This is a genomic window from Sphaerisporangium siamense (assembly GCF_014205275.1).
GTDB lineage: Bacteria > Actinomycetota > Actinomycetes > Streptosporangiales > Streptosporangiaceae > Sphaerisporangium > Sphaerisporangium siamense.
Window position 1 is genome coordinate 1850581 of record NZ_JACHND010000001.1, and the last position, 16873, is coordinate 1867453.

Sequence of the window (16873 nt, forward strand, 5' to 3'; positions counted from 1 at the left end):
GGTTTATCGTCATCTTGACGAAATGAGGGGAGTACCCATGTCCCACCCGCCCATCCCCCGGCGGCTCACCGCACCCGCGCCCGGCTGGACCGCGCGCGCCGACGTCGTCGTCGTCGGGTCCGGCGTCGCGGGCCTCACCGTGGCCCTGCGCCACGCCGAGCTGGTCCCGGGCGCCAAGGTCCTCGTGGTCACCAAGGACGTGCTCTCCGCCGGATCCACGCGCTGGGCCCAGGGCGGCATCGCCGCCGTGCTCGACCCGGCGGACTCCCCGGAGGAGCACCTCGACGACACGCTCGTCGCCGGCGTCGGCCTGTGCGACCTGCCCGCCGTCCGTACCCTCGTCACCGAGGGGCCGCCCGCGCTGCGGCGGCTCATGGCGCGCGGCGCCCGCTTCGACAGGGACCCCGCCGGCGACCTCCAGCTCACCCGGGAGGGCGGGCACCACCGCAACCGCATCGTCCACGCCGGCGGGGACGCCACCGGCGCCGAGGTCCAGCGCGCCCTGGTCGAGGCCGTGCGCGCCACGGGCCGTATCGAGATCATCGAGCACGCCCTGGTCCTCGACCTGCTCAAGGACGCCGCGGGCGCCGCCTGCGGGATCACCCTGCACGTCATGGGCGAGGGCGCGCGCGACGGCGTGGGCGCGGTCCGCGCGGACGCCGTCGTCCTCGCCACCGGAGGCATGGGCCAGGTCTACGCGGCCACCACCAACCCGCTGGTGTCCACCGGGGACGGCGTGGCGCTCGCCCTGCGCGCCGGCGCGGTCGTGCGCGACCTGGAGTTCGTCCAGTTCCACCCCACGGTGCTCTGGCTCGGCCCCGACGCCACCGGCCAGCAGCCGCTCGTCTCCGAGGCCGTGCGCGGGGAGGGCGCGGTCCTGCTCGACGCCGCCGGCGAGCGCTTCATGCTCGGCGTCCACGAGCTCGCCGAGCTCGCGCCCCGCGACGTCGTCGCCAAGGCGATCATGCGCAGGATGCTGGAGACCGGCGCGGAGCACGTCCACCTCGACGCGCGGCACTTCGGCGAGGAGATGTGGCGCACCCGCTTCCCGACCATCTACGCCGTGTGCCGTGAGCACGGCGTCGACCCCGTCCACGAGCCGATCCCCGTCGCGCCCGCCGCCCACTACGCCAGCGGCGGCGTCCTCACCGACCCGCACGGCCGCACCAGCGTCCCCGGCCTGTACGCCTGCGGCGAGGTCGCCTGCACCGGCGTGCACGGGGCCAACCGCCTCGCCTCCAACTCCCTGCTGGAGGGCCTGGTCTTCGCCGAGCGCATCGCGGCCGACCTCGCCGCCACGCGGTGGGCCCCCGGCGAGCCGGTGGACGACGGCCGCCCCTCCGGGCTCGTCGACCCCCGGGCGCGGGCGCGCGTCCAGGGACGGATGAGCGCGGGCGCGGGCGTCCTGCGCGGCGCGGAGAGCCTGTCGGAGGTCGCCAGGGGCCTGCTGGACGCCCGCTGGACCCCGGTGGCCGTGGAACCCTGCATGGAGGCCTGGGAGGCCACCAACCTGCTCACCGTGGCCACCGCGCTCGTCGCGGCGGCCGGCGCCCGCGAGGAGACCCGCGGCTCCCACTGGCGCGAGGATTTTCCCGAGCGAGACGACGCCCGATGGCTGGGGCACCTGGACGTGACCCTGGGCGAGGAAGGACCGACCATGACCTATCGGCGGCACGACGACGGCCGGGCGGCGAGCGCGCTCGGCGAGCACCTGGAGGCCGACCTCGCGCTGGCGGGCCTCGACCCCGAGGCGGTGGCCGCGGTGGTCGCCGCCGCCCTCGCCGAGGACCTCGCGGAGGCGGGCGACGTCACCACGATCGCCACCGTCCCCGCCGGCAGGACGGCCGTCGCCGACGTCGTGGCCCGCGCCGACGGCGTGGTGGCCGGCCTGCCCGTCGCCGAGGCCGTGTTCGCCGCCGCCTCCTCGGGACGGCTGAGCGCCGAGCGTCACGTGAAGGACGGCGAGCGGGTGGCGCGCGGCGACGTGCTGATGACGGTCACCGGCCCGGCCCGCGACCTGCTGACCGCCGAGCGCACCGCGCTCAACCTGGTCACCCACCTGTCGGGGATCGCCACGCTGACCCACCGCTGGGTGCGGGCCGTGGACGGCGCCAAGGCCCGGGTGCGGGACACCCGCAAGACCCTCGCGGGGCTGCGCGCCCTGGAGAAGTACGCCGTCAGGTGCGGCGGCGGGACCAACCACAGAATGTCCCTTTCGGACGCGGCCTTGATCAAGGACAATCACGTGGTGGCGGCGGGTGGGGTCGCCGAGGCGTTCCGCGCGGTACGGCAGGCGTACCCCGGACTGCCGATCGAGGTGGAGATCGACCGGATCGACCAGCTCGAACCCGTGCTGGCGGAAGGGGCGGAGGAGATCCTGCTGGACAACTTCACCGTCGAGGACCTGGCGCTGGCCGTACGCCTGGTGGACGGCAGGGCGCGCCTGGAGGCCAGCGGCGGTCTCACGCTGGAATCCGCGCGTGAGGTGGCCGAAACCGGTGTTGACTACCTAGCCGTGGGGGCTCTGACCCACTCCGCCCCCGCACTCGACCTCGCTCTGGACCTTCGGGGGGCTTGATGCTGCTCACGATCGACGTCGGCAACACCCACACCGTGCTGGGACTCTTCGAGGGCGAAGAGGTCATCGAGCACTGGCGCCTCGCCACCGACGCGCGGCGCACCGCCGACGAGATCGCGGTCGTCCTGCAGGGGCTGCTCGGCCAGAGCCCCCTGCTCAAGGGCGCCGACATCAGCGGCATCGCCATCTGCTCCACCGTCCCGTCCGTGCTCAACGAGATGCGCGAGATGTGCCGGCGTTATTACGGCGACGTGAACGCCGTCATCGTCGAGCCGGGCGTGCGCACCGGCGTCCCGGTGCGCATGGACAACCCCAAGGAGGTCGGCAGCGACCGCATCGTCAACGCGCTCGCCGCCATCACCCTCTACGGCGGTCCCTGCGTGATCGTCGACTTCGGCACCGCGACGTCCTTCGACGCGGTTTCGGCCAAGGGCGAGTACGTCGGGTCCGTCACCGCCCCGGGGATCGACATCTCCGTGGACGCCCTGGCCGCGGCGGGCGCGCAGCTTCACAAGGTGGAGCTGGTGCGCCCCCGCTCGGTGATCGCCAAGAACACCGTGGAGGCCCTGCAGGCGGGCATCATCTACGGCTTCGCCGGCCAGGTGGACGGCATCGTCGAGCGCATGGCCCCCGAGCTGGCCGCCGACCCCGACGACGTCACGGTCGTGGCCACCGGCTCGCTCGCCTCTCCCGTCGTGGACGAGGCCCGTTCGATCGACGTGCACGAGCCGTGGCTGACGCTCATCGGCCTGCGGCTGATCTACAACCGCAACACCAACTGACGTTCCGCCCCACGCGCCCCGGCCTTCCGGCGCGGCCGGGCGCGCCCCGCATGGGATTCGACGCGTCGAAGACGCTTTCGGTCGGTCGCGCGCAGATAACGAAGACCAGTCCGTTCGCGGCGTGCCGATGACGCGCGCGTGATGGCCGGCCGCCCGGCGGAGATCCATATCGCAGCCGCGCCGCGGCGCCGCCTGCAGATTACGCCGCCCGTGGCCCATGCCGGGAATGCCCCCGTGACACCGCGCGCACGCGGCCGTGTCCAGCCGAAAATGATGGGAAAGGGCCTGTGATTTCACGCGAAATTATGGCTGGAGAGGCGTTGATCTTATATGCCTGGCATGGGGCGATCCGGGGTGTCCTGCCCGCCGACCTGCCGTGAACCGGCGCCACGGGGTCTCCGCCGCGTCCCGGCGCCGGTGCCGTCCATGATCGTCTTGCGGCTCGGCCTGCGGCTATGGGTTCGCGAACATGTCATGAGTAGTTCACATATGCACAGGTATGTCAATCGTAGCGGTAACGACTATGCGGGGCCGGTGCTTGACGACCTTTGAACGTGGCGTTTACCGTTCCTGACGGGCGGGCTAGAAGCATTCGAGTATGTTGCCGAGTTCGTCGTGGGGGAGGACACCCGATGGCGTATCCGGATCTGGTTTCCCGAGGGAATGACATTCACCCGGGATCAGACGGCGTGGGATTGAGCGACGATGATCTTCTATTGCTCGCCGAACTGGCCAAGGGCGTCACCGTCGACCGTGTCGGCCGGCGGCTGGACGTCAGCGGCAGGACGGTCCGGCGCCGCCTCCGGGGCATCTGCGACCGCATCGGCGTGGCCACCGCCATCGAGGCCGTGGCCTGGGCGGCGCGGCGGCGGCTGATCTAGCCCCCGGTCGCCGGCCCGCCCGCGTTCCCGCGCGTCGCCGTGTCAGTCGGCGATGCGCACGGCCCCGGCGAACGGACGGTTGCCGAGCGGGGCGACCCTCACCACGTCACCTGTGCGCGGGGCGTGCACCATCATGCCGCCGCCGATGTAGATGCCGACGTGGTGCAGGTCGCTGTAGAAGAAGACCAGGTCACCCGGGCGCATATCCTCACGCGAGACGTGGGTGCCCGCGGTCCACTGGTCGCCGGTGTAGTGCGGCAGGCTGATGCCCACCTTCTGGTAGGCCCACATCACCAGGCCGGAGCAGTCGAAGGTGCTCGGGCCGGCGGCGCCCCAGACGTACGGCCTGAGCTGCTGGGTCAGCGCCCACTTGGTGGCCTCGGCGGCCTTGCCGGTCCCCGGGATCGGGATGTCGATGCGGGTGGCCCTGCCGCCCGGCTGGCCGGCCTGCGCGAGGGCGCGCTTGAACAGCGAGCTCTCGGTCTTGGCGATCAGACCACGGATCTTGTCGCGCTGGGTGGACAGGCTGGACACCAGCTTCTTGACCTCGGCCTCGCGCGCCTTGGCGCCCGCCTTCGCGCGCTCGGCGATCTGCATGGCCTTGGTGATCTGCGCGACCTCCTCGCCCTGTTGCAACTGCAGGGCGTAGGTGGTCGCCGCGCGGTCCAGATAGCCGTCAGGATCGCCGGACATGGCCAGGGCCAGGGAGGAGCCCACCCCGCCGGTCATGTAGGCGTCCTGGGCGAGCAGGCCCGCCCTGCGGCGCTTCTCCTCAAGGTCGGCCTGGCTCTTGGTGAGCGTCTTCTTCGCCAGGTCCGCCGAGCGCTGGGCCTGCTTGAGCCGCTCCTTCTGGCCGTTGTACTGCTCGGTGAGCGACTCGATCTGGTTGTACAGGTCCTCGACCTGCTTCTTGAGCTGGGTGAGGCTCGGTTTGGGCTCGGCGGTCGCCGCCACGAGCGGGGAGCCGAAGGTGAGCACCGTCAGGGCGGTGGCGATGAGCGCGATGCGGCGTGGCAGCCGCCTGGGGATCGCGCCGGCGAGCCGGGCACGCGTCGTGTGTTCGCGGGGGCGGGCGTGCCTGCCCGCACTCTTTCCAGGCGTGCGCCTAGGCTGCACCAACGAGCTCCTCTCCTCGGCCGCTTACCGGGTTAGCTGACGGGTTCGGGCCGGAGCAGCCCTACCGAGTTCGCGATCATGGAGAACTCCATGCCTCCCTCTCGGATTCACCCCAGGAACAACGGCTCGCACGGTCGGGGCCCGTGCGCCGGTTGGGTCCCCGGCTCCCTGCCGCACGGGGACGCGGCCGGGATTAGGCGGCGCGGCCATCGCGGGGGCGATGACCGGCATCGACGCTGGACACTAGTGCAGCGCGGGTTCCTGCTCAACCAGAACTGCGGATTCTGTTGAGCTTTCACAACTGAGGTGTCACAGGACGATCACGCTCGAACCGCTGACCGACCCACTTTACCGTGCGTTTACGGCACTTTGCCCTCGCCTTGGCGACGGCGCCCGCAGGTGGGCGACTGTGCGGAACCTCAAACGATGCCCTGGTGGACCCCATGGACATCAAGTGTGCGCAACCTCACCTCCGGCCACCTGAGTGCGCACGCGTCCCCGGTTTCGGACCGTCCGTTATGTGCGGCGGCGGAACGGCGCGGCAGCCGGGCCGCTCGCCGGGGCGGATACGCTGGCGCTTCATGGAGCAGGTCGTGGAGTTCGTGCCGTCCGGCGGCACGCTCGTGGTGCGACGCGCCCGCACGCCCGACGTCCGGCGCATCAGGCGCCTGGTCGACGCGTACTCCGGCGACGGCCCCCGTCTGCTGCGCAAATCGACCGCCACCCTTTATGAGGACGTCCAGGAGTTCTGGGTGGCCGAGCGGGACGGCGTGGTGGTGGGCTGCGGCGCCCTCCATGTCCTCTGGGAGGATCTCGCCGAGATCCGCACCGTCGCGGTCGACGACTCCTGCCGCGGCCTGGGCATCGGGCATATGATCGTCTCCGCGCTCATCGAGGCGGCGCGCGAACTCGGGTTGCGGCGGGTGTTCTGCCTGACATTCGAGGTGGAATTCTTCGCCAAGCATGGGTTCATCCCGATCCAGGGCACTCCGGTCTCTCCTGAGGTGTACGCCGAGTTGCTCGACTCCTACGATGAGGGCGTAGCCGAGTTTCTCGATCTTGAACATGTCAAGCCCAACACCCTCGGCAACACGCGCATGCTTCTCCATTTGGTCCCACGCTCTGACCAGCGTGGTGACCCGGTGGAAAGGTGACTGTTGATGCCGCTGTCGCTACGTTGGGCAACACCACAGCATGCGTGTCTTACATATGTCGCATGCGAAGCCGAAGTGAGGTGACACGGTGAGCACCGGACAGCCGCCGTACCCACGCGATGAGCCGGGGGGCAACGAGTCCTCCGGCTCCCCGTATGGGCAGCACAACGCAGATCGGTCGCTCCCCGGCGCCGATCCGGAGGTGACGGTCGTCCACCGTCCCCAGCCGACGTCGGAACACCCCAACCAGTCCAGCCAGTCCAACCAATCCAGCCAATACGGTCAGCAGTCCTACGGCCAGCAGGGTTACGGGCAGTCGCAGTACGGCCAGGCCCAGCAGGGCTACGGCGAGCAGGGATACGGCCAGCAGAGCTCGGGCCAGCAGTACGGCCAGCAGCAGGGCTACGGGCAGCAGGGGTACGGGCAGTCCCAGGCGAGCTCGGGCTACGGCGACCAGGGGTACGGCCAGCAGCAGGGCTATGACCAGCAGCAGTCGTACGGTCAGTCCGGCCAGCAGGGCTACGGCGACCAGGGTTACGGCCAGCAGCAGGGTTATGGCCAGCAGGCGCAGTACGGGCAGCAGGGCCAGCAGGGCCAGCAGGGCCAGCAGGGTTACGGCCAGCAGTCCCAGTACGGCCAGCAGCAGGGCTACGGCGAGCAGGGCTACGGCCAGCAGCAGAGCCAGCAGGGTTACGGCCAGCAGCAGGGCTACGGCGAGCAGGGCTACGGCCAGCAGCAGAGCCAGCAGGGGCAGCAGGCTTACGGCCAGCAGTCCCAGTACGGGCAGCAGGGCCAGGATTACGGGCAGCAGGGTCAGTACGGCCAGGCCCAGCAGGGCTACGGCGAGCAGGGGTACGGCCAGCAGGCGCAGTACGCCCAGCCCGGTTACGGCCAGCAGCCCGGTTACTCCTCCCCGGGGTACGGCCAGCCGGGCTACCCGCAGACCTCGGGTGGCTACCAGCAGCCTTACGGCGTGGCGGGCGCGGTTCCCCCGGGCGCGCCGGCTCCCCTGGCCGAGTGGTGGCAGCGGCTCGTCGCCCGCATCATCGACGGCGTGATCCTGGCGATCCCCACCTTCATCCTCAGCGCCATCGTCACCGCGATCCTGGTCACCAGCGCGTCGGTCGACCCCTCCACGGGCCTCTCGGTCGTGGAGAGCGGCGTGTTCGTCGCCACGCTGGTGAGCGCGATCCTCGTCGGCGCCGCCTACGTGGCGTACGAGTTCCTCATGCTCAAGCAGCGCGGCCAGACGCTGGGCAAGATCGCCATGGGCATCAAGGTCGTCCCGGTGGGCGGCGCGGTGGACTCGCGGCTCGGCACCGATGTCGTCGGCAAGCGGGCGATCGTCCTGATGGGCCCGCAGCTCATCCGGTGGATCCCCGTCGTCGGCTGGCTCACCAGCATCTTCGCCCTCGTGAACGTCCTGTGGCAGCTCTGGGACAAGCCGTTGCAGCAGTGCCTGCACGACAAGTTCGCGAACACGATCGTGATCAAGGTCAAGTAAGAGTCGGGCAAGCGGATCACGTCCGGGGCCGGAGGCGCGTCCTCCGGCCCCGACGCATGTCCGGAGATCTTCAGGGAAGTGCCGCGGGAGCGCCGGGTACAGGTGTCCGTCCCCGAATCGTGATGCCTGGCTTGGCGAATCGGTAACGGACAGACCTGTATGTGCGATAGGACCTTGCACGAACCAGAAACACCTTCGCTTGCCGCGAAAGGCGATGAGATGACCGCAGAACCGTCCCCGCCGGCCGGTCACCCCAACGTGCCCCACTTATCCCCCCGACAGGCCTACGGAGCCCCTCAGGGCTTCCCGTGTGGCCGCCCCCGTACCCGAGGCCTCCTGTCCCCTCCCGCGGGTGCCGCCATCGCACCCGCTTCCGTAGCACAAAGGCGCGGCGGATCGCCGCGCGGCCCGTCGAGGGCCACGTTCCCGGAAGCCACCGTGCCCTCCTGCGGCCGGCCCTGACGCCCGCCGGCCTTACTTCTCCCCCGCGATTCCCCGCCGGAAAGGCGGCGCCCGATCGCGTCCGATCGCGCGGCGCGCGCCCTGCGGCGGCGCCATTGCGTTCGGCGCGCATACCGCCTACGACTATGCGTCGCATTCCACGGGCCCCCCGGCTCCGGGAAGAAGGTGATGAAGATCCGTCTTGCCGGGATCGGCGGCGGCGCCCGCACGATTCCCCGGCGACGTGAAGCGCCCCGCCGACTTCCGCGTGGCGGCGCTTCTCCGCAGCATTCCCATGCGCGGATGGCCGGACTCACTTCGCCCTCGCGGCGGGGGTGCTAAAGAACGGACAAGCGGCCGCCTCCGGCGCCGCGCGGTACGACCGCCGGCGCCGTTGTCGTCATGGATCCTCGACGGGATCGGCATTATCGGCGCGGGCGGGCGTGTCGCGGGCGCGGTGTGCCTGTTTTCAGGGGATCGTCATTACGCGGGCATCCGGTAAGACGGCTGACGAGATCGGGAAAGCCCTGGAACGGTCCTTCGGGAGGCTTTGGGCGCCGCCCCGCAACCTGCCCTGACCTCCTGTGGGGATAGAGTCGGATCCTGACTCCCCGATCAGGCGACCGTGGCACAGGACCACGGGGCACCGTGTGACAATTAGCGTAGGGGACAGGTGAATGCCCGCCCCCCGCGTGGAGCGAGGATCAATGAGCGATGTATTGTCCGCCTTGATACCGCCCGGCGTAGTCGCTGCGGTGGTCATCGCAGCCGTCGTCAAGCTGATGCGTTCCGAAGCCGCGGGCCGGCGGGAGGCGGCGGAACCACAGGAGAAGTCCGAGCCTTCCGGCTGACCCTCGTGGGGCCCGGCCCGCCTTCCCTTCAATCGACACGGCTCTTGAATTGTCAACAAGGGTTTGTGGGTATATGTTTAGCTGGCGAATCGAACAATGCTCTGCGAAAGGATTGCCAGATGGCCACGCAGATCCAGAAGATACTCATCGACGACCTCGATGGCGGCGAGGCCAATCAGACTGTCTCCTTCGCGATTGATGGCTCCGCCTACGAGATAGACCTGAGCGACGAGAACGCCAAGAAGCTGCGCGACGCGCTGTCCGCTTTCGTCTCCGGTGCCCGTAAGGCCGAGGCCGCACCGGCGCGGGGCCGTAAGCGTGGTGGCGGGCAGCGGCCTTCGAGGGAAAAGAGTTCGGAGATCCGGGCCTGGGCCAAGGCCCACGGCATCTCCGTGAGTGAGCGCGGTCGTATTGCCTCCTCCGTGGTGGAGCAGTACGAAGCGGCACACTGACGGCTGTTTGCGATCAGTCGGCCATGGCGGTGATCGGCCAATCACCGCCATGGCCGCATGATCGTGTTAACCCTGAGAGTGATCGTCCGGCGCGTGCTCCAGGGGCCCACGGATATCCGTGATGTTAAACGTCGTTCGCTTCCGGCGTAGCGGGAACACGTGGCCCCCCAACAGTAGTTGGATGGAGCGTGAACGCCCTGCTGTCGGGGAACGTCTGGTGTATAGAGCGGTCACCGGTCGGGGCTAGCATGCGGATGCGGCGGGCCCGGATATCCCGAGCAGCCTGACCGCTCTGTGAGGAGCGACGAGATGTTCGAAAGGTTCACTGACCGCGCACGGCGGGTTGTCGTCCTGGCCCAGGAAGAGGCCCGGATGCTCAACCACAACTACATCGGCACTGAGCACATTCTTCTTGGCTTGATCCATGAGGGTGAAGGCGTTGCCGCCAAGGCTCTGGAGAGCCTCGGCATCAGTCTTGAAGGTGTGCGCCAGCAGGTCGAGGAGATCATCGGCCAGGGCCAGTCCGCGCCGTCGGGGCACATCCCCTTCACCCCGCGCGCCAAGAAGGTCCTTGAGCTGTCGCTCCGCGAGGCCCTGCAGCTGGGCCACAACTACATCGGCACTGAGCACATCCTTCTGGGCCTCATCCGTGAGGGCGAAGGCGTTGCCGCTCAGGTGCTGGTGAAGCTTGGTGCCGATCTCAACCGGGTACGTCAGCAGGTCATCCAGTTGCTCCACGGCTACCAGGGCAAGGAGCCCGCGGCGGCGGGGGGCCCGCAGGAGTCGGCCCCGTCGACCTCCCTTGTGCTGGACCAGTTCGGCCGCAACCTGACCCAGGCCGCCCGCGAGGGCAAGCTGGACCCGGTGATCGGGCGGGACAAAGAGATCGAGCGCGTCATGCAGGTCCTGTCCCGCAGGACCAAGAACAACCCCGTCCTGGTCGGCGAGCCCGGTGTCGGCAAGACCGCCGTGGTCGAAGGGCTGTCCCAGAAGATCGTCAAGGGCGAGGTGCCCGAGACGCTCAAGGACAAGCAGCTCTACACCCTCGACCTCGGCGCGCTGGTCGCCGGCTCTCGCTACCGCGGTGACTTCGAAGAGCGCCTGAAGAAGGTCCTCAAGGAGATCCGCACCCGCGGCGACATCATCCTGTTCATCGACGAGCTGCACACGCTGGTCGGCGCGGGCGCCGCCGAGGGCGCGATCGACGCCGCCAGCATCCTCAAGCCGATGCTGGCCCGCGGCGAGCTCCAGACCATCGGCGCCACCACGCTCGACGAGTACCGCAAGCACCTGGAGAAGGACGCCGCGCTTGAGCGCCGCTTCCAGCCGATCCAGGTCGCCGAGCCCTCGCTGAGCCACACGATCGAGATCCTCAAGGGTCTGCGCGACCGTTACGAGGCTCACCACCGCGTGACGATCACCGACTCGGCCCTTGTCGCCGCCGCCCAGCTGGCCGACCGCTACATCAGCGACCGGTTCCTGCCGGACAAGGCGATCGACCTCATCGACGAGGCCGGCTCGCGCATGCGCATCCGCCGCATGACCGCCCCGCCGGACCTGCGCGAGTTCGACGAGAAGATCGCCCAGGTGCGCCGCGACAAGGAGTCCGCGATCGACGCGCAGGACTTCGAGAAGGCCGCGGCCCTCCGCGACCAGGAGAAGCAGCTCCAGCTCAAGCGCGACCGGCGCGAGAAGGAGTGGAAGGCCGGCGACATGGACGTCGTCGCCGAGGTCACCGAGGAGCTCATCGCCGAGGTCCTCGCCACGGCCACCGGCATCCCGGTCTTCAAGCTCACCGAGGAGGAGTCCCAGCGGCTGCTCCGCATGGAGGACGAGCTCCACAAGCGCATCATCGGCCAGGACGACGCCATCAAGGGTCTGTCCCGGGCGATCCGCCGCACCCGCGCGGGTCTGAAGGACCCCCGCAGGCCGGGTGGCTCGTTCATCTTCGCCGGCCCCTCGGGCGTCGGGAAGACGGAGCTGTCCAAGGCGCTCGCCGAGTTCCTCTTCGGCGACGAGGACGCTCTGATCATGCTGGACATGTCCGAGTTCATGGAGAAGCACACCGTTTCGCGGCTGTTCGGCTCCCCGCCCGGCTACGTCGGGTACGAAGAGGGCGGCCAGCTCACCGAGAAGGTCCGGCGCAAGCCGTTCTCCGTGGTCCTGTTCGACGAGATCGAGAAGGCCCACCCGGACATCTTCAACTCGCTGCTGCAGATCCTGGAGGACGGTCGCCTGACCGACGCCCAGGGCCGCGTCGTCGACTTCAAGAACACCGTCATCATCATGACGACCAACCTCGGAACCCGGGACATCTCCAAGGGCATCGGGGTCGGGTTCGCGAAGACGAACGACGTCGAGGGCAACTACGACCGCATGAAGGCCAAGGTCCAGGAAGAGCTCAAGCAGCACTTCCGGCCCGAGTTCCTGAACCGCGTCGACGACACCGTGGTCTTCCACCAGCTGACGCCCAATGAGATCATCCAGATCGTCGATCTGATGCTCGCCCAGGTGGACGCCCGGCTGAAGGACCGCGACATGGGCCTGGAGCTCACGCAGGAGGCCAAGCAGCTGCTGGCCGACCGTGGCTACGACCCCGTCCTCGGCGCGCGGCCGCTGCGCCGCACCATCCAGCGCGAGCTGGAGGACGCCCTGTCCGAGAAGATCCTGTACGGCGACCTCCGCCCGGGCCAGATCGTGAAGATCGCGATCCAGGGCGAGGGCGAGGCCGCGACGTTCACCTTCACCGGTGAGCAGAAGGCCCAGCCGGAGATCCCGGACTCGGCGGCGGCCATCGCCGACGCCGCGCCCGCGAGCAGCCGCGCCGGCGCCTCGGCCGGTCCGGCGGACCGCACGCGCCCGTAGGGACGTCCCGCGTCCCTGCCGCAGGGATCCGAGACTCGCGAAAGACCCCTCGTGAGCACCACTCACGAGGGGTCTTTCGTATTTCATGAGATCACTTTGGTGTGATTCGCTATGACACCACCGAAGGTAGTACTACACTCCGTAGAGCGAATCAGGCCAAGTCTCGACCAAGTGGTTCACAAGATCCACTCAGTACGGTGCGGCTCACCGGGATCCACCCGCTGACGTAGCGGCGGATCACCTGCCGGGCGGACGCGCCCGCCGGCCCGTACCGGGAAGACTCGGGCGGGCCAGGCCGGATTCCCGGCAGAAAGAGACCTCCGCCGCGCGGGCCCGAGACCCGCGCGGAGCCCCGGAGGCCGGCAAAGAGTAGTACGTCTGGGAGGCACCCACATGCGCTTGTGTCATGAGGACGGCACGCTCGTTCACGTGTCCTACAACGCGGGCGTGCACCCCGCGGAGGATCTCGAGAACCTCATCGCGCACCTGACCCGCTACGCCGTCCCGGTGCGCCGGCGCCTCGGCGTCGACAGGCTCGGCATCGGCCTGTGGCTGGCCCCCGCCGTCGCCGACCACCTCACCGCCGACCGCATCGAGCTCGTCCGGCTGCGCCGCTCCCTGGAGGAACGCGGCCTCGAAGTCGTCAGCCTGAACGGCGCGGGCGGCCGGGGCATGGGCCAGGACAGCCCCGGGCCCGACTGGGCCAAGCCCGAGCGCTACCGGTACACGATGGCGCTGGCGAAGATCCTCGCCTTCCTGCTGCCGGAGGACGTCCGGTTCGGCAGCATCTCCACCATCCCCATCGGGTGGCGGCGCGACTGGCCCGCCGACCTGCACGCCATCGCCTCCCGGCGTCTGGACCGCCTGTCGCGCGAGCTGCGCGGCCTGCACAGCGTCACCGGCAAGACCATCAGGGTGGGCTTTCAGCCCTGGCCGGGGTGCGTGCTGGAGACCACCGAGCAGGCGGTGCGCCGCGTGTGCGGCATCGACTCCGAGTACCTGGGCGTCTGCCTGGACGCCTGCCACCTGACCTGCGGCGTCGAGGAGCCGGGCGCGGCGCTGCGCGGCGTGGCCGCCGCCGGGGCGACCGTGGTCAAGCTCGGCCACGTCCACAACCACACCGGCGAGGTGCCCGGCACCGAGTCCATCCTGGAGGACACCCTGGCCACGATCCTGGCCGGTCCCGGCAGCGGCGGCGCCCACATCGAGGTCGAGGCGCACGGCCTGGCCGCCCCCGCCAAGGACAAGGGCCCGGCCGCCCTGGTGGCGACCCTCGCCGACGAACTCGACTGGACCCGCCGCAACCTCACCGCCCTGGGCCTGAAGCTCGCCGCCTGACCCTTCGGGGTCACCGGCTCCCGAGGATCAGGCGGCGTTCCGTCCGATCGCCTCAGGCGGGCAGGCGGTAGGTGCCGCCGGGGAGCGGTTCGGCCAGGCCGTCGGCGACGAGGCCGTCCAGGGCGCGTTCGCGCTGGACGGGGTCGTCCCAGACGGCGTCGAGCGCGGCCTTCGGCACGGGGCCGTGGGCGTCCCTCAGCACCGCCAGCAGGCGGCCGCGGCACTGGCGGTCCGTCCCGGCGTAGGTCTGCCCCCGCCGCTCCGGGCCCTCGTAGGCCGGCCGTCCCGCGAGGCGCCAGGCGCAGCGCGCCGCCACGGGGCAGTCGGCGCAGCGCGGACCGCGGGCCGTGCAGACCAGCGCGCCGAGCTCCATGACGGCGACGGCCCACCGGGGCGCGTCCACGGCCGGGATCAGCGACTCGGCCAGCCGGCGCTCGGCCGCGGTGGTCGCCGTGGGCGGGTACTCCTCGCCCCGCACGGCACGCGCCAGCACCCGCCGCACGTTGGTGTCCAGCACGGCGTGGCTGCGTCCGAACGCGAAGCTCGCCACCGCGGCGGCGGTGTAGTCGCCGATGCCGGGCAGCCGGCGGAGCTCCTCGTACGCCGACGGCACCTCGCCGCCGTGGTCGGCGGTGATCGCGCGGGCGCAGGCGTGCAGGTTCAGGGCGCGTCGCGGGTATCCGAGACGCCCCCAGTGGCGTACGGCCTCGCCGGGCGGCTCGGCCGCGAGCGCCTCCGGGGTGGGCCACCGCGCCATCCATTCTTCCCAGATCGGGAGGACCCTGACGACGGGCGTCTGCTGCAGCATGATCTCGCTGACCAGGATGGCCCAGGGGCTCGCCTCGGGCCGCCGCCAGGGGAGATCGCGCGCGTTCGCCGCGTACCAGTCGAGGATGGGCTGATGAAGTCCGATGGCCACGCCGCCGAGCCTAGGACGTCCCCACCCCGCCCGCGTCGCTTTCCCCGCGCCGCGTGAGCGCATCCGTGGGGGATATGTCGGGCGCGGCGCGGGCGGCTTTTCCCGGATCGGCGGGTTGACACGTCCGGCGAGCCACAACTCACCATACTGTCAGTATGGATCCGGACACGTTCCGTGGCGATGTCGGCGTAGAGGGCCCGGAGGTCTACTGGCGCCGCAGGGTCGCCGTGCTCACCGGCGCCCTCGTCGTGGTCGCCGTCGTCGCCTGGGCCTGCACGAGCGCGTCGGGCGGGTCGGGGTCCGACGCCCGAGGCCGCCGCGACGGCGCCGTCCCGAAAGGCGGGCCCGCGGGCGTCACGGCCACGCCTTCGCCGGCCGTCACGGCGACGCCGCCGGCCAAGGCCGCCGCGCCCCCGCCCCCGTCCGCGACGCCCGCGCCCACCCGCGTCCGGCGGCCCGGAGACCCGTGCGAGCGGGCCGACCTGGTGCTCAGCCTGCACGGCGAGTCCGAGGTCTACACCGGCAAAGGGGCGCCGATGTTCATGCTCACCCTCGTCAACACCGGTCGCGTGGACTGCGCGGTGGACGTCGGGCCTCGCGCGATGGAGGTCCGCATCACCTCCGGCGACGACCGCGTCTGGTCCACGGCCGACTGTCTGAGCGGCGAGCGCAGGCAGGTGCGCCGGCTGCGGCGCGGCGTCCCGCACCTGCGCACGATCCGCTGGGACCGCCACCGCTCCGCCCCCGACTGCGACGCCTCGCGCCCGAAGGCGCGTGCGGGCACGTACGTCGCCCAGGCGCGCCTGGGCGTCCTGAGAAGTCCCAAGGTGGTGTTCCACCTCCGCCGCGCCTGACGGCGGGCCAGGCCGCGCCTGGGAGCGTTCTAGACGTACCGCTCCAGGATGGACGCCTCGGCGAGGCGGGAGAGGCCCTCGCGCACGCTGCGCGCCCGGGACTCGCCCACGCCGCCCACCGTCTGCAGGTCGTCGATGCCGGCGGCCAGCAGTTTCTGCAGGCCGCCGAAGTGGTCCACGAGACGGTCCACGACGGTCGCGGGCAGCCGGGGCACCTTGGCCAGCAGGCGGAACCCGCGCGGGCTGACCGGCCGCTCCATGGCCTCCGAGCCGGCGTGGCCGAGGACGTGCCCGACCGCCGTGAGGTCGAGCAGGTCGCTCGGCGACAGCCGGTCCAGCTCGGCGAGCGAGTCGGCCACGTGACGCGACCGGCGCCCGGCCTCGGCGGGCAGGTAGTCGCGCATGATCAGGTCGCGGTCCTCCTCGACCCCGGCGACCAGCTCGGCGAGCTGCAGGGACAGCAGCCGCCCGTCGGTGCCGAGCTCGACGACGTAGCCCTCGATCTCGCCCGCGATGCGGCGCACCATTTCGAGCCGCTGGACGACGACCGCGACGTCGCGCGCGGTGACGAGATCTTCGATCTCAAGCGCGGACAACGTGCCGGAGACCTCGTCCAGGCGCATCTTGTAGCGTTCGAGCGTCGCCAGCGCCTGGTTGGCCTTGGACAGGATCGCGGCGGACTCCTCCAGGACGTACCGGACGCCGTCCAGGTAGAGCGCGATGATCCGCATCGATTTGCTGATGGAGACCACCGGGGAGCCGGTCTGCCTGGCCACGCGCTGGGCCGTGCGGTGGCGGGTGCCCGACTCGTTGGTGGGGATGGACGGATCGGGCACGAGGTGCACCGCCGCCCGGACGATCTTGTTGGCCGCGGAGTCCAGGACGATGGCGCCGTCCATCTTGGCCAGCTCGCGCAGCCGCGTCGCGGAGAACTCGACGTCGAGCGTGAACCCGCCCGTGCACACCTCTTCGACGCCTTTGTGATAGTTGAGGACGATGAGCCCGCCGGTGTGCCCACGGAGAATACGCTCCAGGCCGTCGCGTAGTTCGGTGCCCGGAGCGAGGGCGGCAAGGGTGGATCTCCGGCGGTCGTCGATGCCCTTGGGATTGTTCGCCACATGACCCCCGCTGGTCGCTG

At 70.5% G+C, this 16873-nt stretch carries 13 protein-coding genes and 1 riboswitch; of the genes, 10 read left to right on the plus strand and 3 right to left on the minus strand.

All coding sequences use genetic code 11. The features are described 5' to 3' along the window. The first annotated feature begins 37 nt into the window (after positions 1-37). From BJ982_RS08810 to BJ982_RS08820, 3 genes are all read left to right on the plus strand, one after another. Positions 38-2578 carry an L-aspartate oxidase gene (locus tag BJ982_RS08810; protein ID WP_184878226.1) on the plus strand — a complete coding sequence of 847 codons (2541 nt, stop codon included), beginning with the start codon at positions 38-40 and terminating at the stop codon, positions 2576-2578. Next, on the plus strand, positions 2578-3360 hold the full coding sequence (locus tag BJ982_RS08815; protein WP_184878229.1) for a type III pantothenate kinase: 783 nt from the start codon (positions 2578-2580) through the stop codon (positions 3358-3360). The genes BJ982_RS08810 and BJ982_RS08815 overlap by 1 nt, the downstream gene beginning before the upstream one ends. Before the next feature lie 689 nt (positions 3361-4049). Continuing rightward, entirely contained in the window at positions 4050-4241 is a 192-nt protein-coding gene (locus BJ982_RS08820) for a helix-turn-helix domain-containing protein (protein ID WP_307784623.1), read from the plus strand. Between the two features lie 42 nt (positions 4242-4283). Here the strand turns inward: BJ982_RS08820 and BJ982_RS08825 are convergent, their stop codons facing one another. Further along, positions 4284-5357, minus strand: coding sequence for a C40 family peptidase (locus tag BJ982_RS08825; RefSeq protein WP_184878232.1), 1074 nt, complete (start codon positions 5355-5357; stop codon positions 4284-4286). Positions 5358-5362: 5 nt separating this feature from the next. Then, a riboswitch (cyclic di-AMP (ydaO/yuaA leader) is annotated at positions 5363-5556 on the minus strand. 382 nt (positions 5557-5938) lie between these two features. Here BJ982_RS08825 and BJ982_RS08830 point away from each other — a divergent pair. From BJ982_RS08830 to BJ982_RS08855, 6 genes are all read left to right on the plus strand, one after another. Beyond that, positions 5939-6511 (plus strand): amino-acid N-acetyltransferase, encoded by a 573-nt coding sequence (locus BJ982_RS08830; RefSeq protein WP_184878235.1) that lies wholly within the window; start codon positions 5939-5941, stop codon positions 6509-6511. 88 nt (positions 6512-6599) lie between these two features. Beyond that, positions 6600-8015, plus strand: coding sequence for an RDD family protein (locus BJ982_RS40315; RefSeq protein WP_184878237.1), 1416 nt, complete (start codon positions 6600-6602; stop codon positions 8013-8015). Positions 8016-9163: 1148 nt separating this feature from the next. Next, positions 9164-9307 (plus strand): hypothetical protein, encoded by a 144-nt coding sequence (locus BJ982_RS08840; RefSeq protein WP_184878240.1) that lies wholly within the window; start codon positions 9164-9166, stop codon positions 9305-9307. A 119-nt stretch (positions 9308-9426) separates the two neighbouring features. After that, positions 9427-9759 (plus strand): histone-like nucleoid-structuring protein Lsr2, encoded by a 333-nt coding sequence (locus BJ982_RS08845; protein ID WP_184878242.1) that lies wholly within the window; start codon positions 9427-9429, stop codon positions 9757-9759. Positions 9760-10068: 309 nt separating this feature from the next. Beyond that, complete coding sequence (locus BJ982_RS08850) at positions 10069-12624, plus strand: ATP-dependent Clp protease ATP-binding subunit (protein ID WP_184878244.1); 2556 nt, start codon at positions 10069-10071, stop codon at positions 12622-12624. Between the two features lie 429 nt (positions 12625-13053). Beyond that, positions 13054-13962, plus strand: a complete 909-nt coding sequence (locus BJ982_RS08855; protein ID WP_311772242.1) for a sugar phosphate isomerase/epimerase family protein — start codon at positions 13054-13056, stop codon at positions 13960-13962. 52 nt (positions 13963-14014) lie between these two features. Here the strand turns inward: BJ982_RS08855 and BJ982_RS08860 are convergent, their stop codons facing one another. Then, a complete protein-coding gene (locus BJ982_RS08860; RefSeq protein ID WP_275411677.1) occupies positions 14015-14881 on the minus strand; it encodes an HhH-GPD family protein in 867 nt (288 codons plus the stop codon). 155 nt (positions 14882-15036) lie between these two features. Here BJ982_RS08860 and BJ982_RS08865 point away from each other — a divergent pair, with 155 nt between their 5' ends. After that, positions 15037-15735 carry a hypothetical protein gene (locus BJ982_RS08865; RefSeq protein WP_184878250.1) on the plus strand — a complete coding sequence of 233 codons (699 nt, stop codon included), beginning with the start codon at positions 15037-15039 and terminating at the stop codon, positions 15733-15735. 29 nt (positions 15736-15764) lie between these two features. Here the strand turns inward: BJ982_RS08865 and disA are convergent, their stop codons facing one another. Next, a complete protein-coding gene (gene disA, locus BJ982_RS08870) occupies positions 15765-16853 on the minus strand; it encodes a DNA integrity scanning diadenylate cyclase DisA (protein WP_184878252.1) in 1089 nt (362 codons plus the stop codon). Between the last annotated feature and the right edge of the window lie 20 nt (positions 16854-16873).